This window comes from Yersinia sp. 2466 StPb PI (assembly GCF_041538325.1).
Taxonomy (GTDB): Bacteria; Pseudomonadota; Gammaproteobacteria; order Enterobacterales; family Enterobacteriaceae; genus Yersinia; species Yersinia enterocolitica_E.
In genome coordinates this window covers 4,462,444-4,482,587 of sequence record NZ_JAULSL010000001.1, presented here as the reverse complement: position 1 = coordinate 4,482,587, position 20,144 = coordinate 4,462,444, and the positions used below count along the sequence as shown (strand labels likewise).

Below are 20,144 nucleotides of genomic sequence, written 5' to 3'. Positions count from 1 at the left end.
AGAAATTCTTGACTCTTCAGCGGGAAAGCGTATTATCTGCCTCCCGCGTTACCGTAAGATTCGCCGAAAGGCAAACGGGTAACGAACGCTCTTTAACAATTTATCAGACAATCTGTGTGGGCACTCGCAAGACGATATCGAAGCCTGTTTCGGCAGGCAGAAGAAATATCAAAGTCTTGAAGAGTGACCAAAGCAGTACACATTTGAACTTCGGTTCGAATGCTTATTTGCAGAAAGTAATCTTTGAGCATCGCTGCTTTTATTAGCAGCAAATCAAACAAATCTTAAATTGAAGAGTTTGATCATGGCTCAGATTGAACGCTGGCGGCAGGCCTAACACATGCAAGTCGAGCGGCAGCGGGAAGTAGTTTACTACTTTGCCGGCGAGCGGCGGACGGGTGAGTAATGTCTGGGAAACTGCCTGATGGAGGGGGATAACTACTGGAAACGGTAGCTAATACCGCATGACCTCGCAAGAGCAAAGTGGGGGACCTTCGGGCCTCACGCCATCGGATGTGCCCAGATGGGATTAGCTAGTAGGTGGGGTAATGGCTCACCTAGGCGACGATCCCTAGCTGGTCTGAGAGGATGACCAGCCACACTGGAACTGAGACACGGTCCAGACTCCTACGGGAGGCAGCAGTGGGGAATATTGCACAATGGGCGCAAGCCTGATGCAGCCATGCCGCGTGTGTGAAGAAGGCCTTCGGGTTGTAAAGCACTTTCAGCGAGGAGGAAGGCAATCGTGTTAATAGCACGGTTGATTGACGTTACTCGCAGAAGAAGCACCGGCTAACTCCGTGCCAGCAGCCGCGGTAATACGGAGGGTGCAAGCGTTAATCGGAATTACTGGGCGTAAAGCGCACGCAGGCGGTTTGTTAAGTCAGATGTGAAATCCCCGCGCTTAACGTGGGAACTGCATTTGAAACTGGCAAGCTAGAGTCTTGTAGAGGGGGGTAGAATTCCAGGTGTAGCGGTGAAATGCGTAGAGATCTGGAGGAATACCGGTGGCGAAGGCGGCCCCCTGGACAAAGACTGACGCTCAGGTGCGAAAGCGTGGGGAGCAAACAGGATTAGATACCCTGGTAGTCCACGCTGTAAACGATGTCGACTTGGAGGTTGTGCCCTTGAGGCGTGGCTTCCGGAGCTAACGCGTTAAGTCGACCGCCTGGGGAGTACGGCCGCAAGGTTAAAACTCAAATGAATTGACGGGGGCCCGCACAAGCGGTGGAGCATGTGGTTTAATTCGATGCAACGCGAAGAACCTTACCTACTCTTGACATCCACAGAACTTAGCAGAGATGCTTCGGTGCCTTCGGGAACTGTGAGACAGGTGCTGCATGGCTGTCGTCAGCTCGTGTTGTGAAATGTTGGGTTAAGTCCCGCAACGAGCGCAACCCTTATCCTTTGTTGCCAGCACGTAATGGTGGGAACTCAAGGGAGACTGCCGGTGATAAACCGGAGGAAGGTGGGGATGACGTCAAGTCATCATGGCCCTTACGAGTAGGGCTACACACGTGCTACAATGGCAGATACAAAGTGAAGCGAACTCGCGAGAGCAAGCGGACCACATAAAGTCTGTCGTAGTCCGGATTGGAGTCTGCAACTCGACTCCATGAAGTCGGAATCGCTAGTAATCGTAGATCAGAATGCTACGGTGAATACGTTCCCGGGCCTTGTACACACCGCCCGTCACACCATGGGAGTGGGTTGCAAAAGAAGTAGGTAGCTTAACCTTCGGGAGGGCGCTTACCACTTTGTGATTCATGACTGGGGTGAAGTCGTAACAAGGTAACCGTAGGGGAACCTGCGGTTGGATCACCTCCTTACCTAACGATACGCATTGCGCAGTGTCCACACAGATTGTCTGATGAATGTAAATGAGCAAGAGCACCTGTTGATGAGGGTGATGATTGTGCAATAAGACCTCGGTATCGAGTTTTTACTGCATCAGTCGTTCGAATGTGTCACCACATTCTCACCTTTACACAAAAATACTGAATCAGTGATTCAGTAGAAATTTTTGTGTCCCCATCGTCTAGAGGCCTAGGACACTGCCCTTTCACGGCTGTAACAGGGGTTCGAATCCCCTTGGGGACGCCACTCCGATAATGTGTGAAAGACATTATCAACTGAATATCTTAAAGATGACTTTAACGAGTCGTGTTTAAGATATTGCTCTTTAACAATCTGGAACAAGCTGAAAATTGAAACATTACAGCCGAAATTTATCTCTCCGTAGATGTACTGAGATAAAGAGTAACCTGTAATAGAGTCTCTCAAATAATCGCAATGCCAATGGGTAATCATTGTTGCAGTGTGAGCGAGAAGACACTCAGCAAGGCGTACAGCGCACAGCAACCGGAGTGAACTTAACGTTCATGAGGATTGCGCGCACTGCACAACATAGCCGAGTGTGTTCACAGCCACACCAATAACGAAAAACACCTTTGGGTTGTGAGGTTAAGCGACTAAGCGTACACGGTGGATGCCTAGGCAGTCAGAGGCGATGAAGGGCGTGCTAATCTGCGAAAAGCGTCGGTAAGCTGATATGAAGCGTTACAACCGACGATACCCGAATGGGGAAACCCAGTGCAATTCGTTGCACTATTGCATGGTGAATACATAGCCATGCAAGGCGAACCGGGGGAACTGAAACATCTAAGTACCCCGAGGAAAAGAAATCAACCGAGATTCCCCCAGTAGCGGCGAGCGAACGGGGAAGAGCCCAGAGTCTGAATCAGTTTGTGTGTTAGTGGAAGCGTCTGGAAAGTCGCACGGTACAGGGTGATAGTCCCGTACACCAAAACACACTTGCTGTGAACTCGATGAGTAGGGCGGGACACGTGACATCCTGTCTGAATATGGGGGGACCATCCTCCAAGGCTAAATACTCCTGACTGACCGATAGTGAACCAGTACCGTGAGGGAAAGGCGAAAAGAACCCCGGCGAGGGGAGTGAAATAGAACCTGAAACCGTGTACGTACAAGCAGTGGGAGCCTACTTTGTTGGGTGACTGCGTACCTTTTGTATAATGGGTCAGCGACTTATATTTTGTAGCAAGGTTAACCGAATAGGGGAGCCGTAGGGAAACCGAGTCTTAACTGGGCGTCTAGTTGCAAGGTATAGACCCGAAACCCGGTGATCTAGCCATGGGCAGGTTGAAGGTTGGGTAACACTAACTGGAGGACCGAACCGACTAATGTTGAAAAATTAGCGGATGACTTGTGGCTGGGGGTGAAAGGCCAATCAAACCGGGAGATAGCTGGTTCTCCCCGAAAGCTATTTAGGTAGCGCCTCGTGAACTCATCTTCGGGGGTAGAGCACTGTTTCGGCTAGGGGGTCATCCCGACTTACCAAACCGATGCAAACTCCGAATACCGAAGAATGTTATCACGGGAGACACACGGCGGGTGCTAACGTCCGTCGTGAAGAGGGAAACAACCCAGACCGCCAGCTAAGGTCCCAAAGTCATGGTTAAGTGGGAAACGATGTGGGAAGGCATAGACAGCCAGGATGTTGGCTTAGAAGCAGCCATCATTTAAAGAAAGCGTAATAGCTCACTGGTCGAGTCGGCCTGCGCGGAAGATGTAACGGGGCTAAACCATGCACCGAAGCTGCGGCAGCGACACTTAGGTGTTGTTGGGTAGGGGAGCGTTCTGTAAGCCGTTGAAGGTGACCTGTGAGGGTTGCTGGAGGTATCAGAAGTGCGAATGCTGACATAAGTAACGATAATGCGGGTGAAAAACCCGCACGCCGGAAGACCAAGGGTTCCTGTCCAACGTTAATCGGGGCAGGGTGAGTCGACCCCTAAGGCGAGGCTGAAAAGCGTAGTCGATGGGAAACAGGTTAATATTCCTGTACTTGGTGTTACTGCGAAGGGGGGACGGAGAAGGCTAGGCTAGCCGGGCGACGGTTGTCCCGGTTTAAGCATGTAGGCGGAGTGACTTGGTAAATCCGGTTGCTTATCAACGCTGAGGTGTGATGACGAGCCACTACGGTGGTGAAGTAGTTGATGCCAAGCTTCCAGGAAAAGCCTCTAAGCATCAGGTAACATTAAATCGTACCCCAAACCGACACAGGTGGTCAGGTAGAGAATACTCAGGCGCTTGAGAGAACTCGGGTGAAGGAACTAGGCAAAATGGTGCCGTAACTTCGGGAGAAGGCACGCTGGCATTAGGTAATGGGACTTGCTCCCGGCGCCGAAGCCAGTCGCAGATACCAGCTGGCTGCAACTGTTTAATAAAAACACAGCACTGTGCAAACACGAAAGTGGACGTATACGGTGTGACGCCTGCCCGGTGCTGGAAGGTTAATTGATGGGGTCAGCCGCAAGGCGAAGCTCTTGATCGAAGCCCCAGTAAACGGCGGCCGTAACTATAACGGTCCTAAGGTAGCGAAATTCCTTGTCGGGTAAGTTCCGACCTGCACGAATGGCGTAATGATGGCCAGGCTGTCTCCACCCGAGACTCAGTGAAATTGAACTCGCTGTGAAGATGCAGTGTACCCGCGGCAAGACGGAAAGACCCCGTGAACCTTTACTATAGCTTGACACTGAACATTGAGCCTTGATGTGTAGGATAGGTGGGAGGCATCGAAGTGTGGACGCCAGTCTGCATGGAGCCAACCTTGAAATACCACCCTTTAATGTTTGATGTTCTAACTCGGCCCCGTGATCCGGGGTGAGGACAGTGTCTGGTGGGTAGTTTGACTGGGGCGGTCTCCTCCCAAAGAGTAACGGAGGAGCACGAAGGTTAGCTAATCACGGTCGGACATCGTGAGGTTAGTGCAAAGGCATAAGCTAGCTTGACTGCGAGAGTGACGGCTCGAGCAGGTACGAAAGTAGGTCTTAGTGATCCGGTGGTTCTGAATGGAAGGGCCATCGCTCAACGGATAAAAGGTACTCCGGGGATAACAGGCTGATACCGCCCAAGAGTTCATATCGACGGCGGTGTTTGGCACCTCGATGTCGGCTCATCACATCCTGGGGCTGAAGTAGGTCCCAAGGGTATGGCTGTTCGCCATTTAAAGTGGTACGCGAGCTGGGTTTAGAACGTCGTGAGACAGTTCGGTCCCTATCTGCCGTGGGCGTTGGAAGATTGAGAGGGGCTGCTCCTAGTACGAGAGGACCGGAGTGGACGAATCACTGGTGTTCGGGTTGTCATGCCAATGGCATTGCCCGGTAGCTAAATTCGGAAGAGATAACCGCTGAAAGCATCTAAGCGGGAAACTTGCCTCGAGATGAGTCTTCCCTGGGGCTTTAAGCCCCCTGAAGGAACGTTAAAGACTATGACGTTGATAGGCTGGGTGTGTAAGTGCAGCGATGCATTGAGCTAACCAGTACTAATGATCCGTGAGGCTTAACCTTACAACACCAAAGGTGTTTTAGATTTGAGAGATAGAAATTTTCAGCGAAGTTCCGAGATTGGGCTGGCTGGCTGTGTGCAGGATTGCATAGCGGGTTAGTTTAGACAGAATTTGCCTGGCGGCCATAGCGCGGTGGTCCCACCTGATCCCATGCCGAACTCAGAAGTGAAACGCCGTAGCGCCGATGGTAGTGTGGGGTCTCCCCATGCGAGAGTAGGACACTGCCAGGCATCAAATAAAGCCGAGACCCCATGCCAAAAGCGTGGGGTTTTTGCTATGGGCAGAATAGTGAAATAGGTATAAATAGTGACCTTAGAGTGGTTGCGTCGCAGGGCTCATAGTCAGACGAGTCAAATATTGCAGGGGCAGGTGAGTCAAATCCGGCGGTCACAGCGATGAATAAAATAAAAGGCTACCTTGATAGGTGGCTTTTTTTACCTTCAGTTAAAACAAAATACAATATGAGTATTATGATCGGTTAGACTAGCGCCAGAACTAGTTAGAATGAGTATCCAATGTCATGTCGAATCAACATTCCCCGCTAAAACATCTCAATACTTTTGCATTAGCAGCTTATGCGAGCAAAGTAATTAGCGTTAACTCACCTGAAGAATTGATTAATGCTTGGCATGAGTCTGTTTCTAAGCATCAGCCAGTGCTTTTACTTGGCGAAGGCAGCAACGTGCTGTTTATTGAAAACTATTCAGGAACAGTATTACTTAATCGGATTAAGGGTATCACTTCTACTGAGGATGATATTGCCTGGCACCTGCATGTTGGGGCTGGAGAAAATTGGCATCAATTGGTTTGTTATTCATTACTAAATAACATGCCAGGCCTAGAAAATCTGGCGTTAATCCCAGGTTGTGTCGGTTCTGCACCCATTCAGAATATTGGTGCTTATGGTGTTGAGCTGCAAAAGGTATGCGAATACGTTGATTTACTTGATATGGATAAGGGTACAGTGCTACGCCTTTCCGCTAAAGATTGTCAATTTGGCTATCGCGACAGCATTTTTAAGCATCACTATGGTCATGGATTTGCCATCGTAGCCGTAGGCATTAAATTGGTAAAATCATGGATCCCAACATTGGGCTATGGTGATCTAACGCGAATGGATCCATCGACAGTTACAGCAGAAGAGATATTCAACTCAATTTGTACCATGCGGCGTAGTAAGCTACCCGATCCCGCAGTGACCGGCAATGCAGGCAGTTTTTTTAAGAATCCAGTTGTGGATGCCGCTGTAGCTGAAGAGATTGTAAAGCGCTACCCCAATGCGCCCCATTACCTGCAACCCGATGGGTCTGTTAAGCTGGCTGCTGGTTGGCTTATCGATCAATGTGCGCTTAAGGGATATCAGATTGGCGGTGCGGCGGTGCATCAGCAGCAGGCGCTAGTGTTGATTAACCTAGCAGAAGCGACAGGTCAGGATGTGATAGGCCTTGCCAGTTATATCCGTCAGCAAGTTGCTAAGAGATTTGCAATCTGGTTGGAACCAGAAGTGCGATTTATCGCAAGTAATGGTGAGGTTAATGCTGTGGAGTGTTTGTCGTGAAAGATATTAAAATCCCTTTACGGTTGATTGGCATATTAGCTGATGGTGCTTTCCATTCAGGAGAGCAATTAGGCGAAACCTTTGGGATGAGTCGTGCCGCAATTAACAAGCATATGCAAACTATCAGAGAGTGGGGACTAGATGTCTTTACTGTCCCTGGTAAGGGCTATAGTTTACCTGCACCTATTCAACTGCTTAATGAACAAACAATATTAAATTATCTCCCCGCAGGCCAGGTGGCTATCTTGCCTGTCGTCGACTCGACGAATCAATATTTATTAGACCGCATTACTGAATTGAAGTCTGGCGATGCTTGTGTGGCTGAATACCAACATGCAGGGCGAGGAAGACGGGGACGTCAGTGGATCTCTCCCTTTGGTGCGAATCTCTATTTATCTATGTTCTGGCGGCTGGAGCAAGGCCCTGCTGCTGCAATGGGATTAAGCCTGGTGGTTGGGATTGTTATGGCTGAGGTTCTACGTAAACTCGGAGCTGAGCAGGTTCGTGTAAAATGGCCAAATGACCTGTATTTAAATGATAAAAAACTGGCAGGTATATTGGTAGAACTCACAGGGAAAACAGGAGATGCTGCTCAGTTGGTAATTGGTGCCGGCATTAATTTAACAATGCGTGAATCAACGACTAACGTCATCAGTCAGGATTGGATCAACTTACAGGAAGCGGGTGTTAATATTGATCGTAATAAACTGACGGCTGAACTGTTATCTGAATTACGACTTGCAGTCGTTAAATTTGAAAACGAAGGCTTATCTGCTTTTATTTCTCGTTGGCGAGAAATGGACAATTACCTTGATCGCCCTGTGAAATTGATTATTGGCAATCAAGAGATATTTGGTATTGCTAGAGGTATTGACCAACAAGGTGCATTATTATTAGAGCAAAATGGCAATGTAAAACCTTATATTGGCGGTGAAATATCTCTACGTGGCGTTTAATCTTATAATAGATGGGAGGCTAGAACCTCCCACTTTGGCTATTTTCTCAAACGTACACTCTCAACGGCATGGTTGGCACTTTTAGTCATTATCAGACTGGCACGCTCACGCGTTGGTAGTATATTTTGCTTTAAATTCAATCCATTAATCTCTTTCCATAATTGAGTGGCAATCTTGATTGCCTCTGCTTCAGGCAATTTAGCATAATTATGGAAATAAGAATCAGGATTGGAAAATGCACCCTGTCTAAACTTAAGGAACCTGTTTATATACCAACTTTGAAGTAAATCTTCAGGGGCATCGACATATATAGAGAAGTCTACAAAATCAGAGACAAATACATGGTGCGGATCATGAGGGTAATCCATTCCACTTTGTAGAACATTTAAGCCCTCTAATATGAGAATGTCAGGTTGCTTGATGATCTTATTACCGTCAGGGACAACATCATATATTAAATGAGAATAAACCGGCGCCGTAACATAACCTGTCCCTGATTTTACTTCTGAGACAAACTTCACCAGATTATGCATATCATAGGATTGTGGGAATCCTTTTTTCTTCATCAGCCCACGCTCATTCAGGACTTTATTGGGATAAAGAAAACCATCTGTTGTAATCAGTTCTACACTGCGATGTTCCGGCCAGCGGCTCAGTAACGCTTGCAGTAAGCGCGCGGTGGTGCTTTTACCGACAGCAACACTGCCTGCAATGCCAATGACATAGGGAATACGCTGGCCATCAGTTCCAAGGAATTGTTCCAGAACCGCCTGTCGCCGCAAATTAGAACTAATATAAAAGTTAAGCAGGCGCGAAAGTGGCAGGTATATCTGTGCCACTTCATCTAATGAAAGGTCTTCGTTAATCCCTTTGAGTTTAACGATTTCTTCTTCTGTTAGTGTCAATGGTACTGAGTCGCGCAAGGCTGCCCACTGAGTACGATCGAACTGTAGATAAGGCGTCGCTAAAGATTGATCTCTTTTTGTCATAAGCCAAATTCTGCCTGTTAACGCAGGTTGGGAAAGGCGCTGGACGCCAACTCCAGATAAGAAACAAGCTGCATATTATAGGCAGCTTGCTTTTTGGCGTAGACATTTTTGTGCTTAGTGAGTGATTTATTTGATGTACGTTGCTATTCCAATCAATTAAGAACACAGATGGTAGGTTCTACCCTTTTTATAGATAACAATCACGGTCATCAACTGGCTATGGCAGTATGTGATTGATTTACTGAAAATAAACGTTTGAAATAGATTGCGGTCGGATGATAGCTGCCATCGGGTGTGCAGGCATAATCCGGAATTTCTCCCATGCAACGATAACCTTGTGCACGGTAAAAAGATTCAGCAGGAGAACCTGCTTGAGTATCGAGATATAGCAATCCACGGCGTAGTTGAACCGCGGTACTCTCCATCGCGAGAATCAATTTGTGCCCAATACCAGTACGACGGCTACGGCTATGCACCAATAATTTCTGCACTTCGGCTCGATTTAAACCATTTGGCTTTTGGCAAAGGTCTAATTGGATAGTTCCAGTAATCCCCATCTCATCGCGTGCTATCCATAATAGTAATGCTCCTTTGGCGATGGCCGGGCGCAGACCATCGTAATAGCTCTCAGCTTCTTTCTGCGACAGAGAGCGGGAGTCATAGCCTACAGATGCCCCATGAGCTACGGCATCAATCAGTAAACTTGCCAGCTCACTGCGATATATAGGCAATGTTGCCGCATTAAGTAAAACTATCTTCATGATAAAACTCCTCAACCGCTGCTGGTCTATGCTTATGTCTATGTTTAAGCAATAAACAAGCCAAATATGAGTAGTGTGATTACCCTCATTGGAGCAATATTTTTTTAGACGAGATGCACTCAATTGGGGCACTCTCCCTTTTTTGAGGCGCAAAACTAAATTTATACTCAGTCAGTGGTACTAAAATTGGTGGCACAATGAGAGGTGAACTCATTTAAGGGGGAATTTTTCATTCATGGCGTTGATTACAAAAGCGGGTGTGCTGGATGTGAAATGAGCTAACTATGGTTAATAATACATCTGGCTTTTAAAAAGTGGCTGTTTTGTGAGCGAAAGGTCGACTTATGCAATTTTTTTGTTGCATCATAAGCTCGCTCTACCTAGAATGCGCTGCACTTGATGCCGGCATAGCTCAGTTGGTAGAGCAACTGACTTGTAATCAGTAGGTCCCGAGTTCGACTCTTGGTGCCGGCACCATTCAAGTACTAAAATTTAGGTGGGGTTCCCGAGCGGCCAAAGGGAGCAGACTGTAAATCTGCCGTCATCGACTTCGAAGGTTCGAATCCTTCCCCCACCACCATATTTACTCTTGAGTCTCAAGCCGATTCAGTGTCATGAATCTAAATGAGTTACTTAAGGGGAAGGTGAAAACCTTCGACGAAGGTTCGAGCCGAGCGTAGCGAGTCAACGACGCGCAGCGGCGGCCCGAAGGGTGAGGAGCGAAGTGACGAATAATCCTTCCCCCACCACCATATTTAACCTTGAGTCTCAGGGTGATTCAGAAGATCGAACTCCTAATACACACTCAAGGCGAGAGCACCGCTCTCGATGAAGAGTGAAGTGGCCAAGCCCTTCCTTTCAAATTTCTGCAGATTAAGTCAGGTAGCCGAGTTCTAAGATGCGGGCATCGTATAATGGCTATTACCTCAGCCTTCCAAGCTGATGATGTGGGTTCGATTCCCACTGCCCGCTCCAAGATGTGCTGATATAGCTCAGTTGGTAGAGCGCACCCTTGGTAAGGGTGAGGTCGGCAGTTCGAATCTGCCTATCAGCACCATTTCTCATTCTCTCGTCCCCTGATTTTCTTTCTGTGTTATGGATTCAGCAAGCATGCGCTTGGTTGATGTGGTGAAACCACCGATTCCGTGTCTTAGAGGGACAATCGATGTCTAAAGAAAAGTTTGAACGTACAAAACCGCACGTTAATGTGGGTACTATTGGCCACGTTGACCATGGTAAAACTACCCTAACTGCTGCAATCACCACCGTACTGGCTAAAACCTACGGCGGTAGTGCTCGTGCATTCGACCAGATCGACAACGCTCCGGAAGAGAAAGCGCGTGGTATCACCATCAACACGTCACATGTTGAATATGACACCCCGTCGCGCCACTATGCGCACGTTGACTGCCCAGGGCATGCCGACTACGTTAAAAACATGATAACCGGTGCTGCTCAGATGGACGGCGCGATTTTGGTTGTTGCTGCAACTGATGGCCCGATGCCACAGACTCGCGAGCACATCTTGTTAGGTCGTCAGGTTGGTGTTCCTTATATCCTGGTCTTCCTGAACAAGTGTGACATGGTTGACGATGAAGAATTGCTGGAATTGGTAGAAATGGAAGTCCGCGAACTTCTGTCTCAATACGATTTCCCTGGCGACGATACTCCCGTTATCCGTGGTTCAGCGCTGAAAGCGTTAGAAGGCGAGCCAGAATGGGAAGCAAAAATTATTGAATTAGCTGAGGCACTGGATAGCTACATCCCACAGCCTGAGCGTGCAATCGATAGACCATTCCTGCTGCCAATCGAAGACGTATTCTCTATCTCAGGCCGTGGTACAGTTGTCACTGGCCGTGTAGAGCGTGGCATTGTTAAAGTTGGTGAAGAAGTTGAAATCGTTGGTATTATCGATACCATTAGAACAACATGTACTGGCGTTGAAATGTTCCGCAAACTGCTGGACGAAGGCCGCGCGGGTGAGAACGTTGGTGTTCTGCTGCGTGGTACTAAACGTGATGACGTACAGCGTGGACAGGTATTAGCTAAGCCAGGTTCTATCAAGCCACATACTAAATTCGAATCAGAAGTTTATATTCTGAGCAAAGACGAAGGCGGCCGTCATACTCCGTTCTTCAAAGGTTACCGTCCTCAGTTCTACTTCCGTACAACGGATGTAACCGGTACTATTGAATTGCCAGACGGCGTTGAGATGGTGATGCCAGGTGATAACATTCAAATGATTGTTAACCTGATTGCGCCTATCGCAATGGATGATGGTCTGCGTTTCGCAATTCGTGAAGGCGGCCGTACGGTAGGTGCCGGCGTTGTTGCTAAAGTCATTGAATAAGATTTGACGCGACATGCGATAAAAGGGCATCATTTGATGCCCTTTTTCTACGTTGTCATGCTAGAACCTATCTCATCAGTGGTTTTTTCATCATAATTACTGGTGAGATGGGCTCTGGAAATACGGCGAATAGTGCCGAGTGGTGCCGATTAGAGAGTCTCTAGAGCATCCTTCGGCTTGGTTTGCTTTGCGATGCGAAGCAAAGTTGTTGTTCTGAATCATAGTGACAGGTTGGTTTATGAGTGCGAATACCGAGGCTCCAGGGAGCGGACGCGGCCTGGAAACGGCTAAATGGCTAATCGTTGCTGTATTATTAGTTACAGCTATTGTTGGTAACTATTATTTCCGTGATTACAGCCTGCCGTTGCGTGCGTTGGCAGTTGTAGTAATTATCGCTGTTGCCGGTGCTGTTGCATTGATGACGGCAAAAGGTAAAGCCACTGTAGCGTTTGCTCGTGAAGCACGCACGGAAGTGCGTAAAGTGATTTGGCCTACCCGTCAGGAAACTCTGCATACAACGTTAATCGTTGCTGCGGTAACTGCTGTAATGTCACTGATTCTATGGGGGCTAGATGGTATCCTAGTCCGCCTGGTATCATTTATTACTGGCCTGAGGTTCTAAGATGTCTGAAGCACCAAAAAAGCGTTGGTACGTCGTTCAGGCGTTTTCCGGTTTTGAAGGCCGCGTAGCTCAATCGCTGCGTGAGCATATCAAGTTACATGACATGGAAGAGCTGTTTGGCGAAGTCATGGTTCCAACGGAAGAAGTCGTCGAAATTCGTGGTGGTCAACGTCGTAAAAGTGAACGCAAATTCTTCCCAGGCTATGTACTGGTCCAGATGGTGATGAACGATGCCAGCTGGCACTTAGTGCGTAGCGTGCCACGTGTAATGGGCTTTATCGGTGGTACATCCGATCGCCCTGCACCAATCAGTGATAAAGAAGTTGATGCGATTATGAATCGTCTTCAACAAGTGGGTGATAAACCACGTCCTAAAACACTGTTTGAACCAGGTGAACTGGTGCGTGTCAGCGATGGTCCATTTGCCGACTTTAACGGTGTTGTTGAAGAAGTGGACTACGAGAAGAGCCGCCTGAAAGTATCTGTTTCTATCTTTGGCCGTGCAACACCGGTCGAGCTGGATTTCAGTCAGGTAGAAAAAGGCTGATTCATTTTTCAGCAGTGATTGAAATTTGAGTCTTGTCTTAGGCGCGAAATTAAAATATAATTTCGCGCCTTTTGTTTTTAGATGTCTTGCTTTTTGTCATCCGTGGCAACTTATTTCATCGTAAATAATAGCGAGACAAAACACGGGGAGCCTCGAACGCGAGGCGATACTACCCAAATCGAGGAAATCGTAAATGGCTAAGAAAGTACAAGCCTATGTCAAGCTGCAAGTAGCAGCTGGTATGGCGAACCCAAGTCCACCAGTTGGTCCAGCTTTGGGTCAGCAGGGTGTTAACATCATGGAATTCTGTAAAGCGTTCAATGCTAAGACTGAAAGCATTGAAAAAGGCCTGCCGATCCCTGTTGTTATTACTGTTTATTCTGATCGCTCTTTCACTTTCGTTACTAAAACCCCGCCAGCAGCAGTTCTGCTGAAAAAAGCGGCAGGTATTAAGTCTGGTTCTGGCAAGCCGAACAAAGACAAAGTAGGGACTGTGACCGGTGCTCAGGTCCGTGAAATCGCAGAAACCAAAGCTGCGGATATGACTGGTGCTTCAATTGACGACATGATGCGTTCAATCGAAGGTACTGCTCGTTCCATGGGCCTGGTAGTGGAGGGTTAATAAATGGCTAAGCTGACCAAGCGCATGCGCGTGATCCGTGACAAAGTTGATGTGACTAAGCAATACGATATCAACGAAGCTGTTGCCCTGCTGAAAGAGCTGGCTACTGCTAAATTCGTAGAAAGTGTAGACGTTGCCGTTAACCTCGGTATCGACGCACGTAAATCTGACCAGAACGTTCGTGGTGCAACTGTGTTGCCACATGGTACTGGCCGTTCAGTACGCGTTGCTGTTTTCGCTCAGGGTGCAAACGCTGAAGCTGCGAAAGAAGCAGGCGCTGAATTGGTAGGTATGGAAGATCTGGCTGATATGATCAAGAAAGGCGAAATGAACTTCGACGTTGTTATTGCTTCCCCAGATGCAATGCGCGTTGTAGGTCAATTGGGCCAAATCTTGGGTCCACGTGGCCTGATGCCTAACCCTAAAGTGGGTACTGTTACTCCTAACGTTGCTGAAGCAGTTAAGAATGCTAAAGCAGGTCAGGTTCGTTATCGCAACGACAAAAACGGTATTATCCACACTACCATTGGTAAAGTTGATTTCGACTCAGATAAGTTGAGAGAAAACTTAGAATCTCTGGTTGTTGCGCTGAAGCGTGCTAAACCTGCTACAGCGAAAGGCGTTTATATCAAGAAAATCAGCCTCTCCACCACCATGGGTGCTGGCGTTGCAATCGATCAAAGCGGTCTGTCAGCAGTAGTGATCTAATCACGAATTGATTTTATCGCTTTACGTGGGCGTAAGGTTTGTCTAGAATCTTACGCCCATGCTTCTGTTGATGGGGTTACTTATCAGCAGAACACCAGAATTTTCGGTTGGAGCTTGGCCTTATCCAAGCCTCCGTCCAAGACCGCAGGTGTGTCGTAAGACACTTAATTTCCTGCGTAGACGGTGACAGAACCTAAAGCATTTTTTCTTTCCTATAAAGAATTGTCCTTGCTGAATTCTGCTCACCGTGTTTCAACGCCCGTTCATTGCATTTTGTAGTGGATTGGGTGACGTGAGTTCCGGGGAATTACTCTCCGGTTAATCCAGGAGCAAGAACTAATGGCACTAAATCTTCAAGGCAAACAAGCGATTGTTGCTGAAGTTAAAGAAGTAGCCAAAGGTGCGCTGTCTGCGGTTGTTGCGGATTCTCGTGGCGTTACCGTTGACAAAATGACTGAACTGCGTAAAGCAGGTCGTGAAGCTGGCGTTCACATGCAAGTTGTTCGTAACACCTTGCTGTGCCGCATTGTTGAAGGCACTCAATTCGAATGCCTGAAAGACACGTTTGTTGGTCCAACCTTGATCGCATTCTCTTCTGAACACCCGGGCGCAGCTGCTCGTCTGTTCAAAGCATTTGCTAAAGATAATGCAAAATTTGAGGTTAAAGCAGCAGCCTTTGAAGGCGAGTTAATCCCTGCGGCTCAGATCGACCGCCTGGCAACTCTGCCAACCTACGAAGAAGCAATCGCACGTCTGATGGGAACCATGAAAGAAGCCGCTGCTGGCAAATTGGTTCGTACTCTGGCTGCGCTGCGTGATCAGAAAGAAGCTGAAGCGGCTTAATCGCCCTCACTTTTGTCAGTCACTGCTTTTTAACGTATAAACTATTTCTGTATTTTAGGAACACTTGTTATGTCAACTATCACTAAAGACCAAATTCTGGAAGGCGTTGCAGCTCTGTCTGTAATGGAAATCGTTGAACTGATCTCTGCTATGGAAGAGAAATTCGGCGTTTCAGCTGCTGCTGTTGCTGCAGGTCCTGCTGCTGCTGCTGAAGCTGTAGAAGAACAAACTGAATTCAACGTTGTTCTGGCTTCATTCGGCGACAACAAAGTTGCAGTAATCAAAGCTGTTCGCGGCGCAACTGGCCTGGGCTTGAAAGAAGCTAAAGATCTGGTTGAGTCTGCACCTGCAGTTCTGAAAGAAGGCGTGAACAAAGACGAAGCTGAGTCTCTGAAAAAATCTCTGGAAGAAGCTGGTGCTTCTGTTGAGATCAAGTAAGTTTAGCTTTGAGTTCGCAGCCTAACTTATAGGCTGATGGCTGGTGACTTTTTAGTCATCAGCCTTTTTGCGCTGTAGGGCGTTAGTCGCATTTCACACTGTTTAGCGGCTGACTAACCCCCCAATATTCCTTTCTATTTACGACTTAATATACTGCGTTCTCAGCTACGACCCACTCGGGTAGCTCGGTAGTCAAAGTAACGCGATGAAATGGTTTAAGAGTGATAGAAAAGAGTATTTCGAGAAGTGTTTCAACTTCTCATTCTAAATAATAGTGTTGCATGAACTGTCCTATGTTCGGGGCAGACAGAGTGGGTCGACTTTTCAGCGAGCTGAGGAACCCTATGGTTTACTCCTATACCGAGAAAAAACGTATTCGTAAGGATTTTGGTAAACGTCCACAAGTTCTGGACATACCTTATCTCCTTTCTATCCAACTTGACTCGTTCCAGAAATTCATCGAGCAAGATCCCGAAGGGCAGCACGGTCTGGAAGCAGCATTCCGTTCTGTTTTTCCAATTCAGAGCTACAGTGGCAATTCGGAGCTGCAATACGTTAGCTACCGTCTTGGTGAACCTGTATTTGATGTTAAAGAGTGCCAGATCCGTGGTGTGACCTATTCCGCACCGCTACGCGTTAAGCTGCGTCTGGTAATCTATGAGCGCGAAGCTCCTGAAGGTACGGTCAAAGACATCAAAGAACAAGAAGTCTACATGGGTGAAATTCCACTCATGACCGAAAACGGTACCTTTGTCATTAACGGTACTGAGAGGGTTATCGTATCTCAGCTACACCGTAGCCCTGGCGTATTCTTTGACAGTGATAAGGGTAAAACCCATTCATCGGGTAAAGTGCTGTACAACGCACGTATCATCCCTTACCGCGGTTCATGGTTAGATTTCGAGTTTGACCCGAAAGACAACCTGTTTGTCCGTATTGACCGTCGTCGTAAATTGCCTGCAACCATCATTCTGCGCGCATTGAGTTTCACCACTGCACAGATCTTGGATCTGTTCTTCGAGAAAGTGGTCTTTGAGATTCGTGACAACAAGCTGCAGATGGAATTAGTTCCAGAGCGCCTGCGCGGTGAAACGGCATCCTTTGATATTGAAGCGAATGGCAAAGTTTACGTCGAGAAAGCGCGTCGTATTACTGCGCGTCATATTCGCCAGCTTGAAAAAGACGGCATTGATCGCATCGAAGTTCCGGTTGAATACATTGCCGGTAAAGTGGTTGCAAAAGACTATATCGATACGAACACCGGTGAGCTTATCTGTGCAGCCAACATGGAGCTGTCACTGGATTTACTGGCTAAACTGAGCCAGTCTGGCCACAAGCATATCGAAACATTGTTCACCAACGACCTGGATCACGGTGCTTATATCTCCGAGACCCTGCGTGTTGACCCAACCAGCGATCGTTTGAGCGCCTTGGTTGAGATCTACCGCATGATGCGTCCTGGTGAGCCACCAACACGTGAAGCTGCTGAAAATCTGTTTGAGAACCTGTTCTTCTCTGAAGACCGCTATGATTTGTCAGCGGTTGGCCGGATGAAGTTCAACCGTTCCCTGCTGCGTGACGAAATCGAAGGTTCCGGTATCCTGAGCAAAGAAGACATCACCGAAGTGATGAAAAAGCTCATCGATATCCGTAATGGTCGCGGCGAAGTGGATGATATCGACCACTTGGGCAACCGTCGTATTCGTTCCGTTGGTGAAATGGCTGAAAACCAGTTCCGTGTAGGTCTGGTTCGTGTTGAGCGTGCAGTTAAAGAGCGTTTGTCTCTGGGTGACCTCGACACTCTGATGCCTCAGGACATGATCAACGCCAAGCCGATTTCGGCGGCGGTGAAAGAGTTCTTCGGTTCCAGCCAGTTGTCACAATTTATGGACCAGAACAACCCGTTGTCTGAGATTACGCATAAACGCCGTATCTCTGCATTGGGCCCGGGCGGTTTGACCCGTGAACGTGCTGGCTTTGAAGTTCGAGACGTACACCCGACTCACTACGGTCGCGTATGTCCAATCGAAACGCCAGAAGGTCCAAACATCGGTCTGATCAACTCCTTGTCTGTCTACGCACAGACCAACGAGTATGGTTTCCTGGAAACACCTTATCGTCGCGTACGCGATGGTGTGGTGACCGATGAAATTAACTACCTGTCTGCTATTGAAGAAGGCAATTTCGTTATCGCTCAGGCGAACTCCAACCTGGACGAAGACGGCCGCTTCATTGAAGACTTGGTCACTTGTCGTAGCAAAGGCGAATCAAGCCTGTTTAGCCGCGACCAAGTAGACTATATGGACGTTTCCACTCAACAGGTGGTGTCTGTTGGTGCTTCTCTGATTCCATTCTTGGAACACGATGACGCCAACCGTGCATTGATGGGTGCGAACATGCAACGTCAGGCGGTTCCTACTCTGCGTGCTGATAAGCCGCTGGTGGGTACTGGTATGGAACGTGCAGTAGCGGTTGACTCAGGGGTAACCTCTGTAGCCAAACGTGGCGGTACGGTTCAATACGTAGATGCATCCCGTATCGTTATTAAAGTTAACGAAGACGAAATGTATCCGGGCGAAGCAGGCATTGATATTTATAACCTGACCAAATACACCCGTTCAAACCAGAACACCTGTATCAACCAGATGCCGTGTGTGAATCTGGGTGAGCCAATCGAGCGCGGCGACGTGCTGGCAGATGGCCCATCAACAGATCTGGGCGAACTGGCATTGGGTCAGAACATGCGCGTAGCGTTCATGCCTTGGAACGGTTACAACTTCGAAGACTCCATCTTGGTCTCCGAGCGCGTGGTACAAGAAGATCGCTTCACCACCATCCACATTCAAGAACTGGCATGTGTGTCCCGTGACACCAAGCTGGGGCCAGAAGAGATAACGGCTGATATCCCGAACGTGGGTGAAGCTGCACTGTCCAAACTGGATGAGTCCGGTATCGTGTATATCGGTGCTGAAGTGACTGGCGGCGACATTCTGGTTGGTAAGGTAACACCTAAAGGTGAAACCCAACTGACGCCAGAAGAGAAGCTGTTACGTGCGATCTTCGGTGAGAAAGCGTCTGATGTTAAAGACTCTTCTCTGCGTGTACCAAACGGTGTTTCCGGTACGGTTATTGACGTACAAGTCTTTACTCGCGACGGTGTAGAAAAAGATAAACGTGCGTTAGAAATCGAAGAGATGCAACTGAAGCAGGCTAAGAAAGACCTGACTGAAGAGTTGCAGATCCTGGAAGCGGGCCTGTTTGCACGTATCCATGCAGTACTGGTTTCTGGTGGCATCGAAGCTGACAAGCTGAGCAAGTTACCACGTGATCGTTGGCTCGAACTGGGCCTGACCGACGAAGACAAGCAAAACCAACTGGAACAGTTGGCAGAGCAGTACGACGAAATGAAATCCGAATTCGAGAAGAAGATGGATGCCAAGCGTCGTAAGATCACCCAAGGTGATGATTTGGCACCAGGCGTGCTGAAGATCGTCAAGGTGTATTTGGCGGTTAAACGTCAGATTCAACCGGGTGACAAGATGGCCGGTCGTCACGGTAACAAAGGTGTTATCTCCAAAATTAACCCGATCGAAGATATGCCTTACGATGAAAACGGTACGCCGGTAGACATCGTTCTGAACCCGCTGGGCGTACCATCGCGTATGAACATCGGTCAGATTTTGGAAACCCACTTAGGGATGGCAGCGAAAGGCATTGGCGAGAAAATCAACGCCATGCTGAAGAAGCAGGAAGAAGTTGCCAAACTGCGTGAGTTCATCCAGAAAGCCTACGATCTGGGCGACAACGTTTGTCAGAAAGTTGATCTGAGCACCTTCACCGATGACGAAGTATTGCGTCTGGCTGAGAACCTGAAAAAAGGTATGCCAATTGCAACACCAGTCTTCGACGGCGCGACAGAGAAAGAGATCAAGGAACTGTTACAGCTAGGTGGTCTGCCAACTTCTGGTCAGATTACTCTGTTTGACGGCCGTACCGGCGAGCAATTTGAACGTCAGGTTACTGTCGGCTACATGTACATGCTGAAACTGAACCACTTGGTTGATGACAAGATGCATGCGCGTTCTACCGGTTCTTACAGCCTGGTTACTCAGCAGCCGCTGGGTGGTAAGGCTCAGTTCGGTGGTCAGCGTTTCGGTGAGATGGAAGTGTGGGCGTTGGAAGCTTATGGCGCCGCGTACACATTGCAGGAAATGCTTACCGTCAAGTCCGACGATGTAAACGGCCGTACCAAGATGTACAAAAACATCGTGGATGGCGATCACCGTATGGAACCAGGCATGCCGGAGTCCTTCAACGTATTGTTGAAAGAAATCCGCTCGCTGGGCATCAATATCGAGCTGGAAGAAGAGTAACTCTTCGCC

Annotated in this window: 12 protein-coding genes, 5 tRNA genes, 3 rRNA genes and 1 other RNA gene; 19 read left to right on the top strand and 2 right to left on the bottom strand. The window is 48.1% G+C overall.

From position 1 onward, the window contains the following. Positions 1 to 286 precede the first annotated feature (286 nt). The 6 genes from Q2T72_RS20235 (at position 287) to birA (ending at position 7,882) form a co-directional block, all read left to right on the top strand. A 16S ribosomal RNA gene (locus Q2T72_RS20235) occupies positions 287 to 1,829 on the top strand. 198 nt (positions 1,830 to 2,027) lie between these two features. After that, positions 2,028 to 2,103 (top strand) — tRNA-Glu (locus Q2T72_RS20230). Between the two features lie 358 nt (positions 2,104 to 2,461). Next, positions 2,462 to 5,369 (top strand): 23S ribosomal RNA (locus Q2T72_RS20225). A 113-nt stretch (positions 5,370 to 5,482) separates the two neighbouring features. Continuing rightward, positions 5,483 to 5,598, top strand: a 5S ribosomal RNA gene (gene rrf, locus Q2T72_RS20220). Together the 16S, 23S and 5S rRNA genes with 1 tRNA gene alongside form the textbook arrangement of a ribosomal RNA operon. A 290-nt stretch (positions 5,599 to 5,888) precedes the next feature. Beyond that, positions 5,889 to 6,926 (top strand): UDP-N-acetylmuramate dehydrogenase, encoded by a 1,038-nt coding sequence (gene murB / locus Q2T72_RS20215; RefSeq protein WP_372569736.1) that lies wholly within the window; start codon positions 5,889 to 5,891, stop codon positions 6,924 to 6,926. Continuing rightward, positions 6,923 to 7,882: a bifunctional biotin--[acetyl-CoA-carboxylase] ligase/biotin operon repressor BirA gene (birA, locus tag Q2T72_RS20210; protein ID WP_083162038.1), complete on the top strand. Its 960-nt coding sequence runs from the start codon at positions 6,923 to 6,925 to the stop codon at positions 7,880 to 7,882. Before murB ends, birA begins: the two co-directional genes overlap by 4 nt. A gap of 38 nt (positions 7,883 to 7,920) precedes the next feature. Here birA and coaA read toward each other — a convergent pair whose 3' ends face one another. Together coaA and Q2T72_RS20200 are read right to left on the bottom strand one after the other, a co-directional pair. Further along, entirely contained in the window at positions 7,921 to 8,871 is a 951-nt protein-coding gene (gene coaA / locus Q2T72_RS20205; RefSeq protein WP_083162041.1) for a type I pantothenate kinase, read from the bottom strand. Positions 8,872 to 9,080: 209 nt separating this feature from the next. Further along, entirely contained in the window at positions 9,081 to 9,632 is a 552-nt protein-coding gene (locus Q2T72_RS20200) for a GNAT family N-acetyltransferase (RefSeq protein ID WP_083162043.1), read from the bottom strand. Between the two features lie 401 nt (positions 9,633 to 10,033). Here Q2T72_RS20200 and Q2T72_RS20195 point away from each other — a divergent pair. The 13 genes from Q2T72_RS20195 (at position 10,034) to rpoB (ending at position 20,135) form a co-directional block, all read left to right on the top strand. Next, positions 10,034 to 10,109 (top strand) — tRNA-Thr (locus tag Q2T72_RS20195). 18 nt (positions 10,110 to 10,127) lie between these two features. After that, positions 10,128 to 10,212: transfer RNA gene (locus Q2T72_RS20190), tRNA-Tyr, on the top strand. Between the two features lie 44 nt (positions 10,213 to 10,256). Beyond that, positions 10,257 to 10,384: non-coding RNA, RtT sRNA (locus Q2T72_RS20185), on the top strand. 148 nt (positions 10,385 to 10,532) lie between these two features. After that, positions 10,533 to 10,607: transfer RNA gene (locus Q2T72_RS20180), tRNA-Gly, on the top strand. A 6-nt stretch (positions 10,608 to 10,613) separates the two neighbouring features. After that, positions 10,614 to 10,689 (top strand) — tRNA-Thr (locus tag Q2T72_RS20175). Between the two features lie 108 nt (positions 10,690 to 10,797). Continuing rightward, positions 10,798 to 11,982 (top strand): elongation factor Tu, encoded by a 1,185-nt coding sequence (tuf, locus tag Q2T72_RS20170; protein ID WP_042568960.1) that lies wholly within the window; start codon positions 10,798 to 10,800, stop codon positions 11,980 to 11,982. A 238-nt stretch (positions 11,983 to 12,220) separates the two neighbouring features. Continuing rightward, complete coding sequence (gene secE, locus Q2T72_RS20165) at positions 12,221 to 12,604, top strand: preprotein translocase subunit SecE (protein WP_005192343.1); 384 nt, start codon at positions 12,221 to 12,223, stop codon at positions 12,602 to 12,604. Position 12,605: 1 nt separating this feature from the next. Then, entirely contained in the window at positions 12,606 to 13,151 is a 546-nt protein-coding gene (gene nusG, locus Q2T72_RS20160; protein ID WP_002210671.1) for a transcription termination/antitermination protein NusG, read from the top strand. Between the two features lie 193 nt (positions 13,152 to 13,344). After that, positions 13,345 to 13,773, top strand: a complete 429-nt coding sequence (rplK, locus tag Q2T72_RS20155; RefSeq protein WP_004712403.1) for a 50S ribosomal protein L11 — start codon at positions 13,345 to 13,347, stop codon at positions 13,771 to 13,773. Between the two features lie 3 nt (positions 13,774 to 13,776). Then, the gene (gene rplA / locus Q2T72_RS20150; protein WP_049614735.1) at positions 13,777 to 14,481 is read left to right on the top strand and encodes a 50S ribosomal protein L1; all 705 of its coding nucleotides are present in this window, start codon (positions 13,777 to 13,779) and stop codon (positions 14,479 to 14,481) included. Between the two features lie 339 nt (positions 14,482 to 14,820). Further along, positions 14,821 to 15,324, top strand: a complete 504-nt coding sequence (gene rplJ, locus Q2T72_RS20145) for a 50S ribosomal protein L10 (protein ID WP_083162045.1) — start codon at positions 14,821 to 14,823, stop codon at positions 15,322 to 15,324. A 69-nt stretch (positions 15,325 to 15,393) separates the two neighbouring features. Beyond that, positions 15,394 to 15,762, top strand: a complete 369-nt coding sequence (gene rplL / locus Q2T72_RS20140; RefSeq protein ID WP_004876762.1) for a 50S ribosomal protein L7/L12 — start codon at positions 15,394 to 15,396, stop codon at positions 15,760 to 15,762. Between the two features lie 344 nt (positions 15,763 to 16,106). Further along, positions 16,107 to 20,135, top strand: coding sequence for a DNA-directed RNA polymerase subunit beta (gene rpoB / locus Q2T72_RS20135; protein WP_083162047.1), 4,029 nt, complete (start codon positions 16,107 to 16,109; stop codon positions 20,133 to 20,135). Positions 20,136 to 20,144: the final 9 nt, after the last annotated feature.